Consider the following 23,884-nt stretch of genomic DNA (forward strand, 5'->3'; position numbering starts at 1 on the left):
TCGAGCGCTGCTCGTGGACGCCTCGGAAACGTACAGCGGCGGCAGCTCGCCTACGAAAGCTGATGCAAAGAGTATCGCTGCACTACGCAAAACAACATATACGGACCAAATCGAAGTGAATTTCGAGCTTTTCGAGAAGTATGAATCTGCAATCCGGGACTACCGCGGCCCTCAAGGGGACCCGCAATCTGCATCCCTTCGCATGCACCGCAACGGCGACTTGGCGGTGTATTACGCGCCGTTCGAGTGGGTGAACCGCTCGGCGAAGCTCGTGCTGGTGGACGCCACTCCTTGGAAGGCGCAGGCGGACATTGCGTTGACCGAGGCGCACCGCGCGCTGCTCGAGGGTGCTCCTGTGTCCGAGGTACTTCGGCGCGCCAATCTCGCGGCCGCGTTTGCCGGAGTGACGCGACAACGCGTCGCTTCGCTCCTCGACCACATTGGCGTGCATCGGTGGTTTGGTCTGAGCTCAAGTGCAGACCTGTTCGGCGAACCGGGCGACTTGTTGCAGGTGTCGTCCGTGCTTCAGTTTCCCGTGTTCAAAAACGGTGAGAACTTCAGGGCCGGGTGGCATCCCGAAAGAGACCCTATGTTGCGTCTCCAGATGAAAAACCACTTCGGGAAGATGGCCAAAGCTATGCCAGACGCGGTCTTCATCCCATTGGGAGCGGCCGCATCGAGAGGCGTCGAGTGGCTGACCAAGGAAGGATTCTTGAACAAGGAACGCGTGCTTCATGGCCTCCCACATCCACGCAAAGAGGAACCGGACCGCACGGCCTATTTCCTGGGCGAGAAGGACCGCGCCGACCTAGACGAGAAAACACATCCCGACAAGATTGATGCGGCGCGTGATTACCTGCGGAGCGCGGTGGGGGCGCTGAAGTGAGATTACGGCAGCCAGGCGGAGCGTGGTGCGGCTGGCGCGGCGGAATGAACTTAACCCTCGCAGTCTTTCGAGAATCCGGACATGCCTCGATACCTGGTTCCATCAACAGCATTCCAGCTTGCGCTCGACTTGGCGCGCGCGGTTGTCGCTGGCAGCCTGCAACTACCGCAGGCCGAACGAGCATTGCGCGATTCCTATCCTGATATGTCGCCTCGTGCCGCGATGGGCTACATCGGAAGCTACGTTGCAATGCGCCGCGACGTGAAAACCTTCGCAACGACTATCGCGGCCAACGCGTGGAGGCTCTACCTCGAGGACATTGCACAACACGGAGCCGGCCCGCTTTCCGTCGCGCTGGACACGTTTCTGGCCCATGTCGTCTATATCCAGAGCAAAACGAAGGGTCCGGAAGCCGCACTGCATAAGGTGCATGATGAGTTCGTTGAGGTGCTGAAGGGGATGGCCGTCCACGAGACGGTCGTGGAGAATCTGGACGCCGCCGTTCAGAAGTCCCTGAAGTCTTCTACTGATGAGCGTAGAGCGCGTCTCGCCGGTGCAGATAGGCAGCCAGAGCAAGTTGTCGTGCTGACCCGCGCATTCAGGCGCAATCCGGACGTCATTGTGGAAGTTCTGCTGCGAGCTAATGGGACTTGCGAAGGATGCGGGCAGTCGGCGCCGTTCCAGCGCGCAGACGGGACGGCGTACCTCGAGGTACACCACCGCAGACGTTTGGCCGACGGAGGCGAGGACAGCGTCGAGAACGCGATTGCCCTATGTCCAAACTGTCATCGCGAGTGGCACTACGGCATTAACTACACAACTAGTTGATGCCTTCGGCGCCGACCGGAGGTTCGTCGAAAACTATCAACTGGTTATTTCTTCACATTCTTATATTTTTTTTCGTAATCGTCCAAAACTTTTATCACGCGGTCCAAGATGACTTGGAAGCCATTGAAATCAATTGATGCGGAATTCTTTGCGACAACGTCGCGTGCAAATGCTGCCTTTCCGTACTCCGAGGTCTCATCGAGCTTGCTTTTCCGACTGAAAGTCTTTCCGTTAAGCTTCGTCTCTAAGGTTGGCTTGTCGAAGAAATCCTCGATGGCAGTGAATGACTTATTCGGACCGAAGGGTGTCGGAACGACGTAAAGATTGCTGGTAACATGAATAAAATCCGCAAGGCCTTGAGGTTTGGGCTTCTTGGTGATGCCAGCAAGAACCTCATATATGCCGTGTGCACCTGTGTCATTGTCAATCAAAACGATGACGGGAAACTGTGACACCGGAGCCTTGAAAAGCTGCTTCACGTCTTCGTCGTAACTTTTCAAAAGTTTGCAGATTCCACCAACTCCCCCCGTCAAGTCAGTTACTTGACCCGTGCGTGTCTCTGCATACTTGAAAAAGCGGACTTTGAGTTTCAGCGGATTACCTTCTGCTACTAGCTTGGGATATTTCGCGGGGAGACTCTTTATGGCGCGCTTGAGGTACACATTGTCTGTCTTCCCTTCGCAGACAATGATAGGTTGGCGTGGTGCATAAAATGTATCGAAGTAAAGGAATCGGCGAAATAATTCCACGCGCCCAGCCGTACTCTGAGGCTCGCGTCCGTTATCTATACACAAGTTGCGGTTGAAGAGGTCGACTTGGTCTACGTATGAGAGCATCCCGTGAAGCTGTTCATTACGACCAGGTCGTTTAGTTTCAAGAACTATTTTTCCCTGCTCATCTCTCTTCTTGTAGATGAACTCAAACTTCCCTGTCCTAAAAAGATAATCCACCATGGCACGCACGGTGTACCGGTACGTTGCTGGAACATTGACTTTCCGATTGACAGTTAAGCCGGTGACCTCTTGTCTCGAATCACGATACTGCAGCCTTGTTTTTGCCGGATTGAAACTAAAACCACTATTCGCGACAATGCGCTCGAGGTCCGCGCCGGGGTTCCAGTTGTGGTTGTCTTGGGGCGATGCAACTTTTTCAGGAAAACTTGACTTGTTTGTGCTGAAGGTGAGGTCGTCAGCATAACGGGTGTAGCTCAATCCGTTCTTAGCCGCGAGGCGCACAAGTTGAATGTCGAGCGAGTGAGCTATCAGGTTCGACACAACAGGCGAACATGGACTTCCTTGAGGAAGTTTATTGTCAAAGCAGGCTATCTGCGCGATGACCGTCGCGACGCTGGGATGAAGCGCAAAGTTTTGGTCTTTCAGAAAGTATCCGCGTACACGTCCAAAGTTTATCGTGCCAAAGAAGTCATGCAAATCGGCGTTGAATACAAACCGACGAGTGACGTGCATTCGTCCGTTGGTCATAATATTATGATGTCGCTTAAACCCATGAGCTATACCGAATCGAGTGCCATCCTCAGCATGCTTGTGTGCAATATTGATTTCCGCGGCGCAATCTTGCAATAAAATTGACAATCGCCGTTGGATTAATTTAAGTTCGGCAGTTGGCGCGAGAATTTCACGGGTACCTCCGTGGCGCTTCGGGATTTCAAACCGAGTATACCGGTTTGCCTCGGCGATTTTATAAATCGCGTAAGACAGCATCCCGGCTTTAACGCCGAGTAGTTCAGCCAAGTCTTGTCGTGAGGTAGCAGCCTTGAGGTTCGCTAGTTTTGACATTTTCGATGCAATGAGGAAAGACTCGCGGATACTCCTACGCCTTATTCCGCATCTCGGCGATTATATAGAGGGATACCGAGGGGCATATCCCAGGAACATTTGCTTCACATGCCATGAAACATGGCAAAAAATCTATCCGCGAGTCGGGTGGCACTCTAGCATGCCAAAGCCCGTCTGTGCACTAGGATTGAGCAGCTGATTAGCCCTCAAGCTTGAATGAGCAGCCAGCCAGGTAGTGTTGAGTACGAGCATGCGGCGACCTCGAAACACCTCAATCGCAAAGTCTTACTCGTGGACTTGAACGTAATCAACGGCCACCGGAAGCTCCTGCGAGCATGGTATATCGAGCAGCATGTTTGTGATATTCGCTAACCGGAGATGAATCTGGATAGACTCCACCGAATTTCCCGCATCCGGACGCGACGTTTTCCTCCTTCGGCTTCGGTGTAACGTCACGACCCCGCTACCGCAGCCGAATATCTTGCGCCACGCCGGTTGGGGCCCTGTGGACCGGAACACCGCGATGCAAGGCGCATAGCGGCGCTGAAGTAGGGCGTATATGTTATTTGCATATGCCAATTCACGACTTCGAGAAATCTCGCGCGGCTATGCTAGTGAAAGCAACTAACCATACATTCTTCGATGGATTTGCCGTGTGATTGCATGCACAATCTTACGGCGCACAAGCTCTGGCAACGACAGTCCTCGGTGGCGAGGGCTTCGTCTACCTCAATCATCTGGATGCTTGACTGACGTGGCTCGGGATTTGTGTCCTGCCACATCTGCCCGTGGGCATGGTTTGGTGGGGTTCGTCACGCCTCATGGGTCTGCGATGTATCAGCTGGTTTAGAAAGAAAAAGGCCACCTCGGCGTCATCGGAGAAATGATGCCATTGTAAAAAAGCTGCCATGTCTACCGAAAAAAAGGTTGCGAAGAAGTCGCGTAAAAAGCGGAGTACGTCCGTTCCGGGGCAAGCGTACGGCATCTTGGTCCAAGAGGTCCGAGTCCTGCGGCATCTCATGCGTTCGAGGCCCGGTGATGTAGTGGCATTCGAGCATGTTGGCGACGTTTCTACACGGACCGTAGATGGTCAAGTGATTTCCGAAGAGGATAAGAGTGGGCTCGCCCACAATCCGATTGCGGATAGAGCCGTATCGCTTTGGAAGACGCTGGCCAACTGGATTGATGCACGCCGTGAGGGTTCGTTGCCAGCCGCGTCTGTCTACGTGTTATACGTCGCGCAACCCTACGATGGCACGATTGCGGATGAATTGCATCGCTGCACTAGGACCGAGGACGCCATTGAACTCGTTGGTAGGCTTCGTAAGCACTTCGCCTCGGACCTCCAAACCAAGGAGGTAAAAAAGTCGGACAAGGTCGCCGCAAAGAAGGCTGTTAGTGCCGCTTCGGGCGACGAATCTGAGCGTGAAGACGAATCGCCCGCAGCGGTTGTTAAGCAGCTTCGGAGAGTGTTCGCCAACGACGACGAAGTTATCGCCTCCATCGTTACTTATTTCACAATCGAGAAGGGGACTGCCTCCCCAGTGGGCGAGGTGCGAAGCGCTATCTCAGCGACTGTACGCGACGAGCACGTCGACGAAGTGACTGAATCGCTGCTCGGGTGGACGAAGACCCAAGTGATGGCGCAGATTGAGGCGCGCAAGGTAGTCGGCATCTCCTTCGATGACTTCAGAGAGCATCGCCTCGTCGTCTACGAACGAGTCATGGGCCAGTTGAAATCGTTCCCAGAGCACACGCTGACGCCCCAGCGAAGTGAAATCGAGGAGCACCTCGAAGGCTCGAATTTCGTTCGTCAGTTAAATGTTCTCGAGCTCGGGGAAGAAAGAATCGAAGCCTATATCAAAGACTATATGCGGGCGTCGTCTGCACGGACGTCTTGGTCGGCCCTTGGCTATCTGAACCCGAAAAGTCTCGGCCCATTCGTTGAAGAGCTCAAAGACCATTGGGACCAGAGCTCACTGGAAGTGAAGACGCTCGATACGGATAAGACGCAAATTCAGCAAGGCGTGAAGCTTCTCCTTCTATGCATGAAGAAAGAGACGCGCATTCAGAAAGTGGACGTGCCATCCTACTTTTCCCGGGGTAGCTTCCACGAGATTGCGAACGAACTAGAAATTGGGTGGCATCCTGATTGGAAGGCACTCGTCTCGGCACCCGCGAAATAGGTCTCGGTATGCTCAACAAAGAGATGTGGCAGGTCCAAAATCCTGGACTCGGTGCCGCGCTGATATGGCAATTCGGAAGAGGGTTCGCGTCTCAATCTGAGGAGGCAGTGCCGCTTCCATATGCATTCTTCGTAGTCCCACTTTTGTTCAACAAGTCGACTCTGGAGGTCGTTGTTAGAACCAACAAGGGTTTGCGCAAGATTGATGAAAAACTAAACAACGATGAGACCATAGCGACGACGGCACTGACGAACGTCTTGAGCATGCGAGACCTGTCGAGTGAAAGTCTTGGTATTGCCGTACGGGCCAGTCTGCTCGCCGTCCAGGCCGAAGACGCTACATTCCGTTCCCGTGTGACAGCGCCTCCGGTGTTGGAGGGGAAGATGCCCAAGGAATTGATGAAGGCAGCCGAGAAGTTGGGTCGCTGGGCCGCAGGGGTTTCGCTGCGGGAATTTTGCTTCGTATTTCGTCTGGAGCTGTAGATTGAAGCTGCAAATTATCGAACTCATCTTGTGGCCGAGGAAAGCAGGCCTTACGCCTCAGGTCGTCCCGTTCGAGCGAAACAAAGCGAATATCATCACTGGGGCATCGAAGACCGGAAAGTCATCGATTATTCCAATCATCGACTACTGTCTCGGGTCTGAGCGCTGCGCGATTCCGGTCGGCGTCATCCGTAAAGCGGTGGCCTGGTTCGGCATTGTGGTGGACACGGACGAAGGGCAAATGCTGCTTGCCCGGCCTGAACCGGGAAGGCAGTCAACCTCGACGGATATGTACGTCAAGACTGTAAAGGAAGATGAGACTCATCTGGATGTTCCCATCGCCAATACCAACGTCGACCGAGTCAAGCTGACGATGGACCGGCTGGCGAGGCTGACGCGTCTCGGTACAGATGCTCAAAACACTACGAGTGGCTTCGCGGGCCGCCCGAGCTTTCGAGACCTGATGGCGTTCTGCTTTCAACCGCAGAATTTGGTTGCCAACCCCGATGTTCTCTTTTACCGTGCGGATACGACAGAGCACCGGGAGAAACTGCGGGCAATATTCCCCTACGTTTTGGGCGTTACAACACCGGAAATCCTTGAAAAACAATGGGAGTATGAAAGTCTTCGCAGAGCTGCACGGGCTCTGGAAAAGGAGCAGGCTGCTTACGAGCGTGCATCCGCGACTTGGCGGGCCAACCTCGGGAACTGGGTGGCCGAGGCTTATGAGCACGGATTTCTACCGGTAGATTCGTTGAAGGATGCTGAAGAACCCGCCATTTTGGAAGCTCTTTCAAGGTTGACCACTGCCAATCTGGCCGAGCCGACCCCGAATGCTGAGTTCATCGCAAAGGCTGTCGACGAGTACGGGCAGTTGACGAACCAAGAGGTCCAACTGAACGCTGAAATCGCTGAAGTTCGACATCGCATGAGTCGACTTTCCGACCTTCGGTCTTCGGTAAACCAATTCGAACTATCGCTCGGTACGAGGCAGGAACGTCTTGGTCTTTCGAGATGGCTGCGTGCTCATACCGAAGATGCAGTCGACGCCTCATGTCCAGTGTGCAGCCAGTCTCTTGATGGTCATGTTAAGAAAGTCGAGACACTCGTCGATGCGCTTGTGGTCGTAGAGTCCGAAGCTCGACGAGTTGCGCGTGCGCCTTCGGTTTATGACCGCGACTGGGTCGCGTTAAATAAAAAACTCCGTGAGCTCGTCGATGAGCTCGGCGCAATCGCAGCAACCAAGCAAGGTATCGAGGCGCGGAATCAGCGGGCAAGACAGCAAAAGTTGTTGGTTACGAACGCCGCCCGTTTCATCGGGGCGCTTGAGCAAGCACTCGAAGTGTATAAAGGAAGAGAGAGCAGCGCATCGAAGGACGAACTCAACAAGATGTTGGCGCGCCTCGAAACTTTGAAGGGTGAGCTTTCGGCTCACTCCTACCAAGCACGGCTTGAGCGGGTTCAAAAACGGCTGACGGGCTGGATGGGACGGATTGCCGAGAAACTGGATGCCGAAGACGAAAATGCCGCGGTGCAACTCGACATGAAAGAGCTGACCGTTAAGGTGAGTAACGAAAATGGCGGAACCGACTACCTTTGGCAGCTAGGAAGCGGTGCGAATTGGCTTACTTACCACGTTGCGGCTCTTCTGGCGCTCCATCTGCTGTTCTCACGAGAAAATCATTCGCCTGTTCCGGGATTGCTCGTTTTTGACCAACCGAGTCAGGTGTATTTCCCGAGGCGTCTCACGGACGGAAGGATTGAAGAGAACTACAAGGTCCGAGACGAGGATTCAGATGCGGTGAAGCGATTCTTCAAAACCTTTGGAGCTGCGGCTTCGACATACAACGGCCACCTTCAGATTATTGTGCTCGACCATGCAGGACATCAGTTCTGGGATGGACAGCAAGGAATCCACTTTGTCCAAGAGTGGCGGAACGGGGACAAACTGGTTCCGACGCTCTGGCTGGAAGATGAAGAGGGCGCCGGGCAAGATGGGGCGTAAAACCCATGGCGTCGAGGAGTTGGGCACGCCAGTCGTGTGCTAATCGGGTGCCTCCCACGGGAATATTAAGTTGGCGCTTGAGCGTGATACGTCCCGGCGCGGCGGAGACTGGACATTAGTGTTGGACGGGCTCCATGAGCATAGACCACAGATACTCGGCTGCTCCTGTGTCCGAGAGCTTGTCAGATACACCTCTTGCCATGTTCATCATCGGCTTCAGATAAAGGGTCTGACTGTCCTCAGTCAGGGTGAGCGCTTGGTTGAAGCTGTTCGTATGCGAAGAAATCTGGCTTGACTGTGTAATTTCGCGGTCTCCGCCGACCGCTCCGCCATATGCGACGCTGCACTGAGAAATGCTTTTGCGGTCCTTGTAGATGCTCGCGGTGAAGCGGCGTGCGTCTAGCTCAGACAGCGATGGGCGCCGCAATGCTGGGATGCGGGTTGTAGCCGACGATTTCGAAGTCTTCAAACTTGTAGTCGTAAATCGAATCGGGGCGGCGCTTGATATTCAGCTGGGGCAACTCGCGAACGTCTCGGGCTAGCTGTGTCTGAATCTGCTCCATATGATTGGAGTACGCATGTAGGTCCCCGATGCTGACGATGATTTCATGCGGAATCAAGTCGCATTGTTGCGCGACCATGTGCGTCAGGAGGGCTAGCGAGGCGATGTTGTACGGAAGGCCGAGGAAGCTGTCTGAACTACGGATGTACAGCAGAGCGGATAGCTTGCCCTCCGCGACGTAGAACTGATAGAGCAGGTGACACGGCGGCAGTGCCATAAGACCTTGCTTCGCATTTTCCTGCGGGCTGATGGACTCGTTCGGTAGGTACTCCGGATTCCAGCCGTGGAATAGGATACGCCGGCTGTTCGGCTTCTCACGGAGCGTCTTGATGACGTAGTCAATCTGGTTGATGGTACCGCCGTCCTTTGTTGGCCATGCGGTCCATTGCTTGCCGTAGACGGGGCCGAGCTCATTGTCTTCCGTTGCCCACTCGTTCCAGATGGAGACGCCGTTCTCTTTGAGCCAGCTAACGTTCGTGTTGCCGCTCAGGAACCAGATGAGCTCGTTCGCGATGCTTTTGAAATGAAGCTTCTTCGTCGTGAGGAGAGGGAAGCCCTTCGCCAGGTTGTGCCGAAATTGGCGGCCGAACACGGATGTCGTCCCCGTACCGGTACGGTCGCCCTTAGTGACGCCGTTCTCCAAAATATCTTCGAGAAGTTCGAGGTATTGCTTCATATCAACTTCCAATTATTCGGTTCTACGACCAGTAGGTGGGACGAGGGAAAGAATCTTGCCAGCTTTGAGCTCTTTAATCTGCCGGTCTTTGTCCGCAATGATTTCACGCAAAGACAGGACTTCGTTGAACAGCAATGCGTTCTGCTCAAGAGCGCGAATGACTCGGCCGCGTAACGAATCGAGCGTCGGCTCATTGTCTACAACTCCCGATTTTTCCCCAGATTCTTCCTCACAACCTTCCTTAATCTTCCTCTTGATGGTTCTCAACCTCGTGAGAGCCCATTTTCGACCCCGGATGGTATTTATGGACAGTCCTGTTATCTGACACAGGACGTCAACAGTTGCTTTGCGCTTGCCTCGCTTCTTAGGGTCTTCTAAGTCGGCCAAGGCGTTAACAATGAGTTTATCATTTTTCTCCTGGGTGGTTTCGACATACTCCGAGGGCTGGGCAGGACGAACGTCAGACATGGGGACCCCCTGTATCTAGGGCGATGAGATGTTTATCAAGCTCCTGGGCCAGTCCTAGCCAAATCACTTTGTAGCCAGTGTTCTGCTCTTGCGAGGCCTCCATGAGCGCATACTCTCTTCGCATCAAAAGGGTCTCGGCTGACCGAGCAGTAATGACATGGCTCTCGCAGTTAGGGTCGCATTGGTAGTCGCCGTAGCATGGAGGTGGTGCTTCGTTGGTCGCTGCGATGAAATTCCTCGCGCAATGTCCAATGCTGGTCGGCATAAGCTTGACCCCACGCCGGGCCATGTCCTTTATATACTTTTCCCGAGTTTCTCCGAACAGCCCTAAGCCAGAGAAGAATGCGTCGATGCGTGCCTTATGTGCGCCAGCGCCACCTCCGGCGAAACGGGCGTCTTCGCCATAAACATCATTTAGTGACTCTTCACGTGCAATGGCGAGACGATTCGTGATGCTCGTCATCAGTTGCTTACGATATTCACCGTAACCGGCTGTCACGGCGTTCGGCATGGAAGTAAATTGGCTATGGAAGTGTTTAAGCTGCATGCTGATAAAGGGTAAGCCTACCTGCTGCTTTGCCAATTGGGCGACGAGTGTTTCTCGCAATTGGTGGACCGAAAAGGTCCAATCTTCGAACAAACCGATGCTGTCGATTTTTTCGAGCCACCGAGAAATCTTCAGACTCAAAGTGGCAGGCCGATACCCTTGCAGGCTTCTTTTTGTTCTTCTCCACGGAGATGAGAAGAGGTAGGGAACTTTCGTTCTCTCTGTGACGAACATTAGGATGTCATAAGCATCTCTTATCAAGTCGATTGCTAGCCAACCTTCAGCGATTGGGCTGTTCTTTGGGCGACGCTTTACGACCTTGGAGATGAGGAACCAATAGCCGTTCTCGTATTTAAGGCAATCACGTCTCAGAAACTGGATTTCGGACCGACGCATGCCCGTGAGAAGAAGAACTAGCACTAAGGCAGCGGTGTGCCCATCCTCGATAATATCTTTGACATCATCTAAAGAGTACCCAAAGTGGAGAAGAAATTCTTCATTGCTGCATTTCTTACTTGTGAAGTACGCGTCGAGGGCGCAAGCCATCATTTCATTGTCGTACCAATCGGAAGATTGCTCTAAGGCACGGCACTCACGGTCACGAATTTCTAGCCCCGCTGCAGTTTTGAATTTCGCGACGGCTTCTTTGCAACTTTCCAACAGAAAGGAAAACTGCGAATCGAGTAATGTTGGAATTCCTACTACGTCGGGGACTAGCGGCCACGCGATGTTAGACTTTTCTATGTCCGGTTGTCCCCATTGAAGTGGGGCGCTCAAATTTCGCTGTACCATCGGGTCAGAAATAAGTTTTAATGCTCGCTTGAGTTCGGGCGAGCGTCCAGGATATTTGGGTATGACCTCTTTCAATACCGAGAAGGGAATTTCGGACAGTCGTCGAATGTTTTGATTGAACTTTTCGTTCGCTCTAACAATAGCCAGGGAGAAAATCTTCGCAAGGTCGTCAATACGAGCTTTCACCGTGATGGGCGCCAGCGGATGTTTCGCATGCGAATGCTTTATGAGACCTGGCAGGTATCCGTAAATTGCTGCGGTGATTTTGAGGTCTTGCACCATTTCCGGGGCGAGGCATAGAGAATAGGTGCTCCTGTAAACAGAGTTATAGTGCCCGTAAGTGGCACCCCGTCCCTCAACAAAGTCGCGCCAAACGATGCTGCTGGTTGCCATGCCGCGATAGAAAGGCGAGTCGGGTTTGTTGAATGGCCAAATGTCATCGCCGAAGCGGCCATACCAAATTGCCATGTCGTCTCGGAAAACGGCGGTGCCATCCTTGATTTCAGTTTCTGTTGGTCGCGGCGAGGTGGAGGGCATGGTCATAGTCCTTGATAAATCAGGTGGTCAACCAAGACATCATCCATAGTGGCGGCTTGGTATTCTGCGTTGCGAATAATATTTGCTGGGAACACAACATCGGGCTCCAAAATGCCGTCGATGAGCTTAATTGCATCTTCGAAAAGCTCTTTCCTGCTCCTGATGGCCGGAGACCCTGTTTCAAGTGCTGCCTCGACTCGTCTTCGGTATACGATAATTTTAGGAAGAGACTGCTCCGTTACTATGGCGCTGTCGCACCGCAGGCACATATTCCAATATTTGCACACAGTGCCCTTCTTGTACTTGGTAAGTTTTCGCACGTGTTTGCTTGGGTTATAGGGGTTGCGGCAGCCACACCCGGAGAGGGTCTCGTGAAAGCCATCCTGCGAGTCATCGATGTCGGTAAGCCCATCTTGCTCAGACGTGTGCTCCTCCTTCATGAAATCCCGTGAGCGGCTCACGATGTTCTCTAGTGCCTCGGAAACGGAGCGGTTAAACGCGGGCTTTAAGTTCTTCCCGTCAAGGTAAGTTGCTGTCGACTGAATGCTCGCATGTCCAAGGACGACCTGTACTTCGAATAGTGTCGCGCCCGCCAAAACCATGTTGGTCGCAAGCGTTGGACGGCACCGTGCGATGTTAAATCTGAAGTCGTTGCCAAATAACGTATGGAACCCTTCATCGGCGCAGAACCGTTCATACCACGTCGCTGTCTTCCCTTTAGGGTCAATCGGTACAATTGCTCGAGAACCTTCTCTCCACGAACGGTCAACGTCTTCAAAGATGAAGAGCCGCTTCGCTATCTCGTCTGGAGCGTCGCTTCTGATTTTTTGCGTTAAAGCGAGGGTCAAGCCGATGATTTTTTCGACTCTCTCCACTACGGACTCGTCGAGGTAGAGTTCTTCCATTTCAAGCAGCGGCAGATGAAGTTCCCTTTCTGCAGGTCGGTTATTGCTTGCGGCACGGAGTTTTGTGTAGAGAATCACGGGTTGCCCGGTGAGCCTGTGCTTTGGCTGATAGGAATCGATGGTCAGCTCTTTGAGAGATTCGACGTTGAGCCCCGTGAGCATGCTCAGTTCAGTAGCCAGGGGCATCACAATTCTGTCATCGACGTATGGCCAGACGCCCCAGCGAATAAAAAACTTCATCAAATCAGAGAGGGTGCATGAACCATTTAGATGCATCGACTCGCCATAGAAATGTTCGTACATCGCCAACGCATCGCCGTCGAAACGATTTTCAAACATCCAGAGTAAGGCGCGTTCATCGCGGCGAGACACATACATTGGAGCAAGGCCCACACACTGTTCGGGTGTGAATCCCTTTCGAACGCGGGGGCCAACGGTCCTTGGGCTTTGTCCGTAGGCTATTGCCGCGGCCGTGATGCTTGAATACTTAACCCCTTCTATGACGAGTTCGACGTCGTCGTGATTTGAATACCTTGGCTCAAGTCCGACAGCTTGTCGAACAGTCCAGCCCGTACGGAGTTTCTCAGAGAGCTTCATATAGGTGAGGCCGAACTGGGTGGCAGCCTCAGACACGGTGTAGTGTCTGTTACCTATAACGAGGTCTGAGAAATCGAAGCGCTTTGGTCGGTAGGGAATGCCTTCTCCAGTAGGGGTGTATCCGTTAAGGACGCTGTTGGCGAGGCCAATCCATCGGGCAAGTGAGGCGTTGATAACTTCCTGTTCGCGCAGTCCATAGGCCGACCTTTGCGCTGTTTCGGAGACGCCGATAAACATAGGCGCATGATAGACAGCTGTGTCAGTTATTCGGAGGGCGTAGGCGGTGTCCATGACCTGGCGAACCGTCTTGTAGAGACTGTATTGGGTCCTGCTCGTTAGTTCTTGCGTCGCCAGCCACTCATTGAACTTAATTAATGCATCGGATTCCCAGAATCTGGTCAAGAAAAAACGCTTGTCGGTTTCCAGTTCAGGGTAGGAAGCGTTGGTTTCGGTAACGAACTGACTATATTTTTTTGCGGCCCACCGGAAACGCGCTGCGGAAGGCTCATGGTGTTCCGCCTCAAGCTGAAAGAACATCCACTTGATTTGACCATGAGGGTCAGACGTAGTTGGTTGCGGTGGTTTGTATAGCCGAATTGGTGAGTCATGCATGGTGGCCCCGCTTTTCACCGTGCTGAAGAGGGCCTAGGAAGGTGTTCGCTCTGATAAATTCCGCTTCATGCAACCGGTTCATCTCTTGGCCGGCTTTTGTCAATTTCATTAGCATGGCAGGCGGGATATGGGTGTAAATCTCGGTGGCCTTTAGGCTGGCGTGACCAAGCATTTCCTGCACGACCAGCATTCGTTCTTCGTAGGATTTGCCGGTGTCAGAGCGTAAGACTGAGAATGCGCTTCCGTGGCGCAACCAGTGTGTGGCTATTTCGGGGTTGACTTTCGCCCGGAGTACGGCCTCTTTGAATTGCTTTGATGCGTTTCTGCGGCTCCATTTGAGCTGATTCGTCGTCAGGAACGCAGGTTTTTTAGGGTCCGTGATGTCCCAGTCAGGAGCCAACTTGTACTCGTGGCTACTGTGATAGCGCTTCACTCGGTTGAGGACGGCACGTGAAATCAAGGTGTTTTTCGAAACCTTCTGGCCCCCACGACCCTTGGTCCGAACTGCACATAGCGGTATGAACTCATACGCTGGGTTGTACGTCGACGGGTCAGGGATGTCGCCTTGAGTGAGATTCACTAATTCAGTGATGCGCAATCCGGTGTCGAATTGCGTGTGGAACATACAACGCTCACATTCGTTGTAGAAACCCTTCAAGATTTGGATAAGGAGCTCGGCATCCATGAACCTCGGGCTACGAGGCGTCGGGGTCGCGGTGATATATCGTAGATTGTCGTCGCGCCCGTATGGCGAGTTCTCGGTGCTTCTTAGCTTGCCTGCTTCATCAGTGGTCAGCCAGTCCAAGAAGCTACGGATGCAAGCTTCTCTCGAACGCAATGTGTTGTGCGCTAACGCGTCATGTTCTTCCATATCACTGAGCCACGAATTGAGGTGATGGCGGGCGAGCAGCAAAATGTTGTCGTCGACGCTCAAGTCCGAATAAGGACCAGAGCACTCAATCCAGCGACATAGGTATGTAGCAGTGCGTCCGTATTGGTCGACTGTATTGATGCTGTTGCCTAACCCTGCTGTCCCCGTGAGGCTGCGCAGCCAAGCGTGGACTGTTCTTACAATTTCGCCGTGTGAGTCGACCACGCTATAAATCTGTCGGCGTCTGGTGGTCAACTCGAGGTGAGCGCCGTTCTCGCTGGACAGGATGGTCATGCCGGAGGGCGGGTTCTTGATTGTTAGGAGCTTGGCTTCGAGAAGGTCGCGATTCGTCATGATTGAAGTGCTCCTTGCATTCGAACCGCTGCCAACTCACATCCGATAGTCAAAAGACTAGGCGAGGATTGGTGAAAAGGCCAAAAATTCTAGTTCCTTTTAATATTTGCGCCGCATGGCCGGGAACCTTGATTGTACGAAGCCGGACGACTTGATTGGCTCTTCTATTTAGGTTCCATAAACACATCTACGAAAATCAGCTCGACATGCTGCAGCAACAGCTCACGCGCGAGCCGTACGAAAGCCCCGCCTTCGCGATCTCGGACCGGGTGCCGGACTATGCGCAAACCGGGGTGTATGAGCCGGAATGGCTCGAGAAAATCGAGCCGTCGGACTTTTCGCTGGTTGGCTACCGGCATCATGAGCCGCTCACGGCGCCGATGGCGGTCTGAACACGGTCTGAGCGTCGATTCGCAGCCTGCTCAAAGAAAAACCCCCGCGATGTGAGTGAATCGCGGGGGTTTTTTCTTGCCGCTTTCCGGCCATCAAGTTGTCAGCGCGTTTCGCTGCGCGCGTAACCCCTTAGCCTTTGTGATGCTCGTCACGGTTGCCGCCGCCTGAATGCTGTTCGGCGTGCTGCGGCTGCGGCTGGGGACGAGGCTGTTCCACATGCTGCGGTTGAGGGCGCGGCTGTTGTACCTGCTGCGGACGCGGTTCAGGGCGCGGCTGTTGTACCTGCTGCGGACGCGGTTCGGGACGGGGCTGTTGAACCTGTTGCGGACGCGGTTCCGGGCGGTACTGCTGAACCTGCTGTGGACGCGCTTCAGTACGGGGCTGCTGCACCTGCTGCGGACCTGGTTCAGGGCGGGGCTGCTGTACCTGTTGTGGACCAGGTGCAGGGCGGGGCTGCTGCATCTGCTGCGGCTCGGGGCGAGCCTGCTGGACCTGTTGCGGACGGAACTCAGGACGCGGCTGCTCTGCCTGTTGCTGCTGCGGATGATATTCCTGACGCTGCTGCTGCGCCTGCTGCGCCTGCTGCGCCTGCTGCGCCTGCTGCGCCTGCTGCGCCTGCTGCATCGGTTGCATCGGTTGCGGCCGGGGCTCCTGTGGCGATGCGTGTACTTCAGGCGGACGCTGCGGCTGCGCTTCCGGTTGACGCTGAGCCTGTTGCTGTGGCTCAGGACGAACCCCCGGCTGGCGCCCCTGTTCCTGCGGGGCGCCGCGCTGCTGCGCCTGTTGGGCCATCGGCGTGTGCGGTTGCGTCCATGCGGGCTCGTGCCGACCTTCCGCGGCCGGTTGCTGACCCGCTTGCCCCGGCGCGCCGTGCGGTTGCGCATAAGCGTTCGGATTCGCGCCGTTAGCTTGCGGCGGACGCGGCACGCCATTCGACGGATGAACTGTCTCGCCGGGTTGCGGGCGTGCATTGGCGACTTGCGGCGGCATCCCCGGTCGCGCTTGCGCCGCGCCGCCACGTTGCGGTTGACCGTTGACCGATGCCTCGCCCGGCCGCTGACCCGCCTGTTGCATGCCGTTCGGCATACCAGACGCACCGGGCGCACCCGGCGCGGCACCTGGCGTCCGCCCGGCCAGATGCGACTGGACGACCCGCACGTTCTGCACCGGCATTGCCCCCGGACCGCCCGCCATGCGAGCCGGCACCGAGGTTCGCACGATCGGCGCGCCTGCGCCCGGCACCCGTCCGCCGCTCTGCGCAAAGCGTTGCGCGAGACTGTCGTGGTACGCGGCCGGCACGGCAGGACTGCGGGTGGCGACGACCGAACGCGCCATCACGCTGGCAGGCGGACGGTAGTTCGCGTTACGCTGGCCAGGTCCAAAGCTTTCCTTCACCGGCGCAATCCCCGGACCGCCCGGATTGATTCGCGCGTTGCGCCACTGCTTCGGATCGACCTTCTGGGCAAAGCGGCCGACCGGTTGACCGTGCACGAAGGCTGTTGCCGGCACCGCGGTCACGCCGCCCGGCACGCGATAGTTGATGTACGTGTTGTGAATGTTGGTCACATTCGTCACGTTGCGGTTGTAGTTGTTGACGCGGTTGTAGTAACCCGGGCTCCAGTGATTGTGACCGCCCCAGTTCGGATGCCACCGCTCGCCCGGGCCCAGCGGGAACCACGCGACGCCGGCCGCGACGACGCCGCCAATCGCCAGATTTACCCCCCAGTCGACTCCGCCGCCACCATCGCCGCCCACGAAAGCGACCAGCGCCGGCGCGTAGACAGGCGGTTCATCGACCACGAGCGGTCCCGGCACCCACGCCCACGCGTCGTCGACCTGGGCCCAGCGGCCGTAGTGGTAGGGTGCGAAGCCCCACGGCGCGTCGTCGACCCAGGTCCAGCCCCATGGCGCCTGCCACACCCAGTGGCCGTCGCGATAAGGTGCCCAGCCGGCGGGTGTCGCGCGCGGCACCCACACTTCACCGTACTGCGGGCTGCTGCGCCACGTGCCGTTGGCGTCGAGATCTTCGTAGCCGGGGATGTCGCGCGACACGTAGCGCGCCGACACCGAGCGGTCTTCCGCTGCGTCGCGGGTCGCCGCCCATTGATCGAAGCCGTCGAGGCCGGGCGCGCCGTTGTCGGCGATCTGCTGCAGGTTGGTGCCGGTAAAGCGGATCTGCTGGCCGGCGGCGACCGGTACCTGGCCGCTGTCGCCGTAGACGGTCACGCTGCCGCTGCGTACGGTGACCGTGGTGCTGCTGCCGTCCGGCGCGACGTCGACGCGATAGTCGCCGGGGCCGTTCAGGCCTAGCGCCAGATTCGGTGTGTCGATTTCATAGGTGGAGCCGGGCGCCAGTTCACGCACGCGCGCCGACAACGTACCCTGCGCGACTTTGAGTTGCGCGCTGTTGTCGTCGAGATTCAGCAGGTCGAGACTGGTGGACTGGCCCAGACGCACCGCGGTCGAGCCGATATGCAGTTCGGAGCGCGCGTTCTGATCGTTCCACAACTGATCGCCGGTCGTGAGCGGGCGATTGATCTGTGCGTACGACCAGTCGGTCGCGCCGGCGGGTTCGGTGGTGACGGTGCCGGCCGTGTAGTTCAGACGCGCAATGCGCCCGGGCGGATCGGTATTCTCGGTGTTCTGGGTGTTCTGGGTGTTCTGTGAGGCAGTGCCCGGCGGCGCCGGTTCGGCTTCCTGAGCGGCTTCCTGCGCGAAGGTGGCTTGTGCCGCGAACATGAAGGCCGCGGCGGCGATCAGCGTGTAGCCGGTGAGACGGCGTTTCGAATGTTGGAGTGGGGTCACTGTTCTCATGATTGATCTCCGACGGACGCCGCGTCTTGCAGCATCCGTGGAACTCACTGTACCCGCGCGGTTTGTTTCAAGGCCCCCACTTTTGTAAGGCCCTCTCGCGACCGTGTAACAAAAGGTCTCGATAAGGCCTTTCGTAAGCTGATTATGCAAATGCCGTAATCGCATCAATTCAGTTAAAGGCGGCTCAGGCGGCGAGGAGCGCGTCGAAATGGCGGTGGCCCGACGGTGTGATGCGCAAGATCCGCGGACGCTCGGTATGCTCGACCCAGCCATGATTCGACCAGGATTCGAGCAGCGCCGCGCCGAGCGCGCCGCCCAGATGCGGACGCCGTTCACTCCAGTCGGGACAGGTGCAGGCGAAGCGGCGCCGGCGGCTCTTCTGGGCGGACATGTCGATGCCCCACTCGGCGAAGCGGGCGGCGCCTTCTGCGGTGGCTTCGAGCGATGAGCCGTAGAGCGTCAGCAGCCCGCTGTCGACCAGCCGCTCGAACACCCGCACCGACAATTCGCCTGCCATATGGTCGTAGCAGGTGCGGGCGTAGCGCATGTCCACCGGCACCGTGCGCACTGGGCGCGGCACGGTTCGTTGGGGCGCGCTGACCTGCGCGACGTTGGCGAGCGCTTCGATGGAGGCGGCGATGTCCGGCGACGCGATCCGGAAATAGCGATGCCGGCCGCGCACTTCGAGCGCGAGCAAGCCGCCGTCGGTCAGACGCGCCAGATGAGCGCTGGCCGCCGACGGCGAGAGCCCGGCGATCATCGTCAGTTCGCCGGCCGGGCGGGCGCTGCCGTCCATCAGCGCCCACAGCATTGCGGCGCGGCCGGGGTCGGAGAGCAGCGCACCGATACGGCTCAAGCCAGGAAAGTGGTTCTGTTCGTCTGCGAGATTGGCGTGCATCAGGGCGTCTCCGGTTGGCGGCGCGGGTAGGGCGCCATGCAGTTCACTGTATCTGGCTGCCGTATTCGATGTTTCAGCTTAGCGTGAATTGTCGGATGCGGCGGCTACGAAGGTCCGGTGGCCATGGCAGGGTGGTGCGTGCTTCGATGTTTTGGTGGTTTGGTGGTTTGGTGGTTTGGTGGTTTGGTGCTTCAGTGCTTTGGTACTTTGGTGTTTTCCATGCATCCATGCCTCCGTGTATCGGGTGCTTCGGTGCGCACGTGGCTCTGGGTGCTTCGGCGCTTCCGTCCTTCAGCGTCGCTTTGGAGTCGCGACGGGCCGCCAGGCTAGAATCGAACTCTGTCTTTGTGGAACATGCTTCATGAAACTTCTTCTTGCCGTCGCTGCCGCGGTTTTGCTGTTTAGTGCATGCGCGCAGAGTGGTTCGGGTTCGAACTCGGGTGCAGGCACCGGCAGCATCACGATGTACGGCACGATCGACGAAGGTATTTCGGTTCGCAAGTAAGCCGGAAGCTGGCCCTAAGCAGACTCCGAGCCGGTCCAAAGCGGGCCTAAAGCGGGCCTAAAGCGGGCCTAAAGCGGGACCAACGCGGGAACAAAGCGGGCCAAAAGGCGGGCTCAAAGCCGATTCGATCGGGTTTCGGGAGGGTGAGTGCGGCGGTTGGCTGAAATTGATGCATCATTGTCATTCCTGCCATCATGGGCCATGTGACGATCAGGGCATCGCCACCCCCGCCGTCCGAGGCCTACCGATGCCGCCGTCCGCTGCTACCTCTGCCGCTTCCTGTGCTGCAACCCGCGTCGCTGCCTCCGCCGCGACCCGCGCCGTTTGGTCCGCCGCTGCCTTCGCCGCAACCCGCGCCGTTTCGTCCGCCGCTGACTTTGCCGCAACCTGCGCCGTTTGGTCCGCCGCTGCTTCCGCCGCAACCCGCGCCGTTTCGTCCGCCGCTGCCTTTGCCGCGACCTGCGCCATTTCGTCCGCCGCTCCCTCTGCCGCAACCCGCGCCGCGGCCTCAGCCGCAACCTGCGCCGTTTCGTCCGCCACTCCCTCCACCGCTTCCTCCACAACATCCTCCCTGGCCGCGAGTCAAACCGGCTCTGGCCATTCCGATCCTCACGGCCGGCGTGCCGCGCGCGTGCTGGCGGTCTGCCAGGCGCTCTACACCTCATCTGTCTCGATCGATCTGACCTTGACCGGGCTGGTCGGCTATACGCTCGCCGACGATAAAGCGCTCGCCACCCTGCCGTTCTCGCTGATCACCGTCGCCGCCGCGCTGACCACGATCTTCGCGTCGTTCCTGATGGCGCGCATCGGCCGGCGCGCCGGCTTCGTGCTCGGCGCGGGCGTCGGCGCGCTGGGCGGCGCCGTTTCCGTCTGGGCGATCTTTCATCACAGTTTTTGGGCGTTCTGCGCCGGCACGGCGACGGTCGGTGTGTTTCAGGCGTTCGCGCAGTACTACCGGCTGGCAGCCGCGGATGCTGTTGGAATCGAAGGCAAAAGCCGCGCGATTTCGACGGTGCTCGCCGGTGGCGTGGTGGCGGCCGTTTGCGGGCCGCTTCTCGCTGCATGGAGTAAGGACTGGCTCGCGCCGGTCGCGTTTGCCGGCTCGTATGCACTGGTCACCGGCTTCGGGCTCGCATCGATTGCAATGCTGGCGCTGTTGTATCGCGACGCCGCGCCGCCCGTGAGCGCGGCTGCGACTCACGAGCCGGCCAGGCCGCTCAGCCAGATCGTGCGACAGCCGATCTTTGCCGCCGCGCTCGCCAACAATGCGCTCGGCTATGCCGTCATGATGTTTGTGATGACCGCGACACCGATTGCCGCGCTCGCGTGTGGCCACACGATCGGCGACGGCGCGGCGATCATTCAATGGCATCTGGTCGGCATGTTCGCGCCGTCGCTGTTTTCCGCGCGGCTGATCAGGCGCTTCGGCGTGCTGCGGGTGATCGGCGCGGGGATCGCGCTGTCGGCGCTGTGCGGTGTGTTGGCGCTGCGCTCGACCGATCTGCCGCACTTCTATGCGGCGCTCGCGTGCCTCGGCGTCGGCTGGAATTTCATGTTTGTCGGTGGCTCGACGCTGCTCGCGCAATCGTATCGGCCGTCCGAGCGGGCCAAGACCCAGGCGACGAGTGAATTCACGACCTTTGCGTTCTCCGCGCTGGGCTCGCTCTTCGCCGGGCAATTGCTTGCGCGCTTCGGCTGGGCAACGATCAATGCAGCGATTTTTCCGCTGCTTGGGATGGCGGCGTTGGCCACGCTTGGGTATGCGTGGTCGAACAAGCGGCAAGCTGCCGGGAGGGTCTCCTGATGGTTGCACGTCATATTGTTTTCGCGGTCGCGCCTGAGCTCGTGTTGCTCGATGCGTGCGGGCCGCTCGAAGCGTTCTGGCGCGCTGAATTGACTGTGGCGGCAGAAGCTGCGCCTGGCGGTTCCGTTGCTTCTGTCGCCGTCGGCGGATCGGCCGGTGTTGATCGAGCCGAGGGGCAAGGCGGCTCAAGCGGGTTTAGCGGGTTAAGCGGTGCAAACGGTGCAAACGGCGCAAACGGCTCAAACGGCTCAAACGGCTCAAACGGCTCAAACGGCTCAAACGGCTCAAACGGCTCAAACGGCTCAAACGGCTCAAACGGCTCAAACGGCTCAGGCAGCTCAAGCAGCTCAAGCAGCTCAAACGGCTCAGGCAGCTCAGGCAGCTCAAGCAACTCAAGCGGCTCAAGCAGCTCAAGCAGCTCAAGCGGCTCAAGCGGCGGGCCCCCCTCAACCGGTAATTCCACCAATCCAATCGCTTATCGCACGACCGTCGCGTCGATCGAAGGCGGCGTGTTGCAGACCTTTCCCGGCCTACCGGTCGTCACCGAACGGCTCGATTCGCTCGACGGCCAGCCGATCGACACGCTGATCGTCCCCGGCGTCCCGATCGACCAACACTGCACGTTGCAGCCGGAACTGGTCGCGTGGATCAGGCGCCGCGCGCCGCAGGCACGCCGTGTCTGCTCGGTCTGCACGGGTGCCTTCTATCTGGCGGCCGCGGGCCTGCTCGACGGCCGCCGCGCGACCACCCACTGGCGTGATGCGCCGCATCTCGCGCGCCGCTTTCCCAATGTGCGGGTCGACGCCGATCCGATCTTCATCCGCGACGTCGGTCAAGGTGACGGCGCGGGCGTGGTGTGGACTTCAGCAGGCGTAACAGCGGGTATCGATCTGGCGCTGGCGCTGATCGAAGAAGATCTCGGCCACACGGTCGCGATGCAGGCGGCGCGGCGGCTGGTCGTGTTCATGAAGCGGCCTGGCGGGCAGTCGCAATTTAGTGCGGCACTGGCTGCGCAAGCCTCGGCAGGCGGACCGTTCGAGGCACTGCATAGCTGGATGGCGGTCCATTTGCGCGACGACCTGTCGGTCGAACGGCTCGCCGAGCGCGCGCAGATGAGTCCGCGGACGTTTGCGCGGCGCTACGTCGACGAAGTGGGCCGCACGCCGGCCAAAACCGTGTCGGCACTCAGGTTGGAGGCGGCCGCGCAGGGGCTGGCGGAGTCGCGCCGGCCGCTTAAGAGGATTGCGCTCGACTGCGGCTTCGGCAGCGAGCAGAACCTGCGGCGCGCCTTTGTGCGGCGCTTCGGGGTATTGCCGCTCGAGTATCGGGAGCGTTTCGAGTCCGCGGTTGAGCCACAGTGCAGGGTGGCTTCTGCGGCAATAGAGACCAACTGAGCGGGCGGCGAGCCGGGGAGCGTAGTAAACGGGTTAGTCAATCGGGCGGAACGGTGAGCAGAGTGGCAAATCAGGCAAATCAGGCAAAGCGGCTTGCCGGCTGCGGCAGCGCGGGCGATCTGAGCGGCGACTCAGCGTGTCTCACAGTGCCCACAGCGACCAGGAGTGTCCATGAGCGACCAGCAAGGCCCCCGGCCCCTAAGAGCCGTCAAATGAAAGCTCGACGAAAGCCCGGAGCCCATCCAGACCGCCATCCGGCAAGAGACCCCCATCCGACCTGCAACGGAGTCAATATTGCGCTCGTATAATCGCCTCCTTTAATGCATCCGATTGACCGGAGTCAAGATGACCACCCCTGCCTTAGCGCCACTGGACCGTTCCGAAACCACTTTTCGCTTTCTTGCCGAACCGAGCTCGGTCAACTTCGGCGGCAAGGTGCATGGCGGCGCGTTGATGAAGTGGATCGACGAGACCGCGTACGCGTGCTCGGCGGTTTGGTCGGGGCGCTATTGCGTGACGGTCAGCGTGGGCAATATTCGCTTTCGCCGGCCGATCCTGGTTGGCAACCTGGTTGAACTGCGCGCGCGGGTCGTGGCGACGGGCCGCACCAGCATGCATATTCACGTGTCGGTGCAAGCGGGCGATCCGAAGGGCGGCGAACTGCTGCAAACCACGGACTGCCTGGTGGTGATGGTCGCCGTCAACGAGAACGGCCATCCGGTTCCGGTGCCGGCGTTCGTGCCGGAAACGGAGGAGCAGAAGCGCCTCGCCAAATACGCGATGGATGTGAAGGAAGCACTCGACGCAATCGTCGAGCTGAAACCGGAAGAAGTGGCGCAGGGGAAGATTTAAGCGGCGCTTGCCTGAGCGGGCTGCTTCGGCGCGGGCCGCGCGATCGGTGCATTCGCGTGGCCCGCTGTTCAAATCATGTTGGATAAGCGGCTGGCCGGGCCCGGTTGCGGCCGCTTATCC

At 57.7% G+C, this 23,884-nt stretch carries 19 protein-coding genes and 1 pseudogene; 10 read left to right on the top strand and 10 right to left on the bottom strand.

Annotated features, from left to right (window positions below; genetic code table 11):
* Positions 1–13: 13 nt before the first annotated feature.
* On the top strand, positions 14–886 hold the full coding sequence (locus P0D84_RS05165; protein WP_408333121.1) for a hypothetical protein: 873 nt from the start codon (positions 14–16) through the stop codon (positions 884–886).
* A gap of 183 nt (positions 887–1,069) precedes the next feature.
* Entirely contained in the window at positions 1,070–1,714 is a 645-nt protein-coding gene (locus P0D84_RS05170; protein WP_408333124.1) for an HNH endonuclease, read from the top strand.
* Positions 1,715–1,758: 44 nt separating this feature from the next.
* On the opposite strand, the gene P0D84_RS05175 is transcribed toward P0D84_RS05170, so the two are convergent.
* A complete protein-coding gene (locus P0D84_RS05175; RefSeq protein WP_408333127.1) occupies positions 1,759–3,510 on the bottom strand; it encodes a retron Ec67 family RNA-directed DNA polymerase/endonuclease in 1,752 nt (583 codons plus the stop codon).
* Between the two features lie 1,043 nt (positions 3,511–4,553).
* Here P0D84_RS05175 and P0D84_RS05180 point away from each other — a divergent pair.
* The 3 genes from P0D84_RS05180 to P0D84_RS05190 are packed head-to-tail and all read left to right on the top strand — an operon-like array spanning position 4,554 to position 8,183.
* Positions 4,554–5,696, top strand: coding sequence for an ABC-three component system protein (locus P0D84_RS05180; RefSeq protein WP_408333130.1), 1,143 nt, complete (start codon positions 4,554–4,556; stop codon positions 5,694–5,696).
* Between the two features lie 8 nt (positions 5,697–5,704).
* On the top strand, positions 5,705–6,178 hold the full coding sequence (locus P0D84_RS05185) for a three component ABC system middle component (RefSeq protein ID WP_408333133.1): 474 nt from the start codon (positions 5,705–5,707) through the stop codon (positions 6,176–6,178).
* Position 6,179: 1 nt separating this feature from the next.
* Positions 6,180–8,183 carry a DUF3732 domain-containing protein gene (locus P0D84_RS05190; RefSeq protein WP_408333136.1) on the top strand — a complete coding sequence of 668 codons (2,004 nt, stop codon included), beginning with the start codon at positions 6,180–6,182 and terminating at the stop codon, positions 8,181–8,183.
* A 115-nt stretch (positions 8,184–8,298) separates the two neighbouring features.
* Here the strand turns inward: P0D84_RS05190 and P0D84_RS49175 are convergent, their stop codons facing one another.
* From P0D84_RS49175 to P0D84_RS05215, 6 genes are all read right to left on the bottom strand, one after another.
* Complete coding sequence (locus P0D84_RS49175; RefSeq protein WP_494478243.1) at positions 8,299–8,652, bottom strand: hypothetical protein; 354 nt, start codon at positions 8,650–8,652, stop codon at positions 8,299–8,301.
* Positions 8,588–9,421, bottom strand: a complete 834-nt coding sequence (locus P0D84_RS05195) for a thymidylate synthase (RefSeq protein ID WP_408333139.1) — start codon at positions 9,419–9,421, stop codon at positions 8,588–8,590. The genes P0D84_RS49175 and P0D84_RS05195 overlap by 65 nt, the downstream gene beginning before the upstream one ends.
* Positions 9,422–9,433: 12 nt before the next feature.
* Positions 9,434–9,889 (bottom strand): hypothetical protein, encoded by a 456-nt coding sequence (locus P0D84_RS05200; protein WP_408333142.1) that lies wholly within the window; start codon positions 9,887–9,889, stop codon positions 9,434–9,436.
* Positions 9,882–11,765 (bottom strand): tyrosine-type recombinase/integrase, encoded by a 1,884-nt coding sequence (locus P0D84_RS05205; RefSeq protein ID WP_408333145.1) that lies wholly within the window; start codon positions 11,763–11,765, stop codon positions 9,882–9,884. The genes P0D84_RS05200 and P0D84_RS05205 overlap by 8 nt, the downstream gene beginning before the upstream one ends.
* Positions 11,766–11,767: 2 nt before the next feature.
* A complete protein-coding gene (locus P0D84_RS05210; RefSeq protein ID WP_408333148.1) occupies positions 11,768–13,804 on the bottom strand; it encodes a hypothetical protein in 2,037 nt (678 codons plus the stop codon).
* 67 nt (positions 13,805–13,871) lie between these two features.
* Positions 13,872–15,104, bottom strand: a complete 1,233-nt coding sequence (locus P0D84_RS05215) for a tyrosine-type recombinase/integrase (protein ID WP_408333151.1) — start codon at positions 15,102–15,104, stop codon at positions 13,872–13,874.
* Between the two features lie 182 nt (positions 15,105–15,286).
* Here P0D84_RS05215 and P0D84_RS05220 point away from each other — a divergent pair.
* Positions 15,287–15,496: pseudogene (locus P0D84_RS05220) on the top strand (thymidylate synthase); the annotation flags it as partial.
* A gap of 130 nt (positions 15,497–15,626) precedes the next feature.
* Here P0D84_RS05220 and P0D84_RS05225 read toward each other — a convergent pair.
* Both P0D84_RS05225 and P0D84_RS05230 read right to left on the bottom strand, forming a co-directional pair.
* Complete coding sequence (locus P0D84_RS05225) at positions 15,627–18,311, bottom strand: DUF6600 domain-containing protein (RefSeq protein WP_408333154.1); 2,685 nt, start codon at positions 18,309–18,311, stop codon at positions 15,627–15,629.
* A gap of 184 nt (positions 18,312–18,495) precedes the next feature.
* Positions 18,496–19,209: an ArsR/SmtB family transcription factor gene (locus P0D84_RS05230; protein ID WP_408333157.1), complete on the bottom strand. Its 714-nt coding sequence runs from the start codon at positions 19,207–19,209 to the stop codon at positions 18,496–18,498.
* 361 nt (positions 19,210–19,570) lie between these two features.
* Here P0D84_RS05230 and P0D84_RS05235 point away from each other — a divergent pair, with 361 nt between their 5' ends.
* Positions 19,571–19,714 (top strand): hypothetical protein, encoded by a 144-nt coding sequence (locus P0D84_RS05235; RefSeq protein WP_408333160.1) that lies wholly within the window; start codon positions 19,571–19,573, stop codon positions 19,712–19,714.
* Positions 19,715–19,924: 210 nt separating this feature from the next.
* On the opposite strand, the gene P0D84_RS05240 is transcribed toward P0D84_RS05235, so the two are convergent.
* Positions 19,925–20,254 carry a hypothetical protein gene (locus P0D84_RS05240; protein WP_408339920.1) on the bottom strand — a complete coding sequence of 110 codons (330 nt, stop codon included), beginning with the start codon at positions 20,252–20,254 and terminating at the stop codon, positions 19,925–19,927.
* Positions 20,255–20,285: 31 nt separating this feature from the next.
* Here P0D84_RS05240 and P0D84_RS05245 point away from each other — a divergent pair, with 31 nt between their 5' ends.
* From P0D84_RS05245 to P0D84_RS05255, 3 genes are all read left to right on the top strand, one after another.
* The gene (locus P0D84_RS05245; protein WP_408339686.1) at positions 20,286–21,518 is read left to right on the top strand and encodes an MFS transporter; all 1,233 of its coding nucleotides are present in this window, start codon (positions 20,286–20,288) and stop codon (positions 21,516–21,518) included.
* Positions 21,518–22,912, top strand: coding sequence for a GlxA family transcriptional regulator (locus tag P0D84_RS05250; protein ID WP_408333163.1), 1,395 nt, complete (start codon positions 21,518–21,520; stop codon positions 22,910–22,912). Before P0D84_RS05245 ends, P0D84_RS05250 begins: the two co-directional genes overlap by 1 nt.
* 345 nt (positions 22,913–23,257) lie before the next feature.
* Positions 23,258–23,764, top strand: a complete 507-nt coding sequence (locus tag P0D84_RS05255) for an acyl-CoA thioesterase (protein ID WP_408333166.1) — start codon at positions 23,258–23,260, stop codon at positions 23,762–23,764.
* Positions 23,765–23,884 lie beyond the last annotated feature (120 nt).

It is taken from the genome of Paraburkholderia sp. RL17-337-BIB-A (genome assembly GCF_046025895.1).
Taxonomy (GTDB): Bacteria; Pseudomonadota; Gammaproteobacteria; order Burkholderiales; family Burkholderiaceae; genus Paraburkholderia; species Paraburkholderia fungorum_C.

What these genes read in the sequence shown, in the direction of transcription:
- P0D84_RS05210 (WP_408333148.1), bottom strand. Translation starts at nt 13,804, where the DNA reads ATGTTCTTTCAGCTTGAGGCGGAACACCATGAGCCTTCCGCAGCGCGT.
- P0D84_RS05185 (WP_408333133.1), top strand. Translation starts at nt 5,705, where the DNA reads ATGCTCAACAAAGAGATGTGGCAGGTCCAAAATCCTGGACTCGGTGCC.
- P0D84_RS05195 (WP_408333139.1), bottom strand. Translation starts at nt 9,421, where the DNA reads ATGAAGCAATACCTCGAACTTCTCGAAGATATTTTGGAGAACGGCGTC.
- P0D84_RS05235 (WP_408333160.1), top strand. Translation starts at nt 19,571, where the DNA reads ATGAAACTTCTTCTTGCCGTCGCTGCCGCGGTTTTGCTGTTTAGTGCA.
- P0D84_RS05205 (WP_408333145.1), bottom strand. Translation starts at nt 11,765, where the DNA reads ATGCCCTCCACCTCGCCGCGACCAACAGAAACTGAAATCAAGGATGGC.
- P0D84_RS05225 (WP_408333154.1), bottom strand. Translation starts at nt 18,311, where the DNA reads ATGAGAACAGTGACCCCACTCCAACATTCGAAACGCCGTCTCACCGGC.
- P0D84_RS05255 (WP_408333166.1), top strand. Translation starts at nt 23,258, where the DNA reads ATGACCACCCCTGCCTTAGCGCCACTGGACCGTTCCGAAACCACTTTT.
- P0D84_RS05200 (WP_408333142.1), bottom strand. Translation starts at nt 9,889, where the DNA reads ATGTCTGACGTTCGTCCTGCCCAGCCCTCGGAGTATGTCGAAACCACC.
- P0D84_RS05230 (WP_408333157.1), bottom strand. Translation starts at nt 19,209, where the DNA reads ATGCACGCCAATCTCGCAGACGAACAGAACCACTTTCCTGGCTTGAGC.
- P0D84_RS05175 (WP_408333127.1), bottom strand. Translation starts at nt 3,510, where the DNA reads ATGTCAAAACTAGCGAACCTCAAGGCTGCTACCTCACGACAAGACTTG.
- P0D84_RS05215 (WP_408333151.1), bottom strand. Translation starts at nt 15,104, where the DNA reads ATGACGAATCGCGACCTTCTCGAAGCCAAGCTCCTAACAATCAAGAAC.
- P0D84_RS05250 (WP_408333163.1), top strand. Translation starts at nt 21,518, where the DNA reads ATGGTTGCACGTCATATTGTTTTCGCGGTCGCGCCTGAGCTCGTGTTG.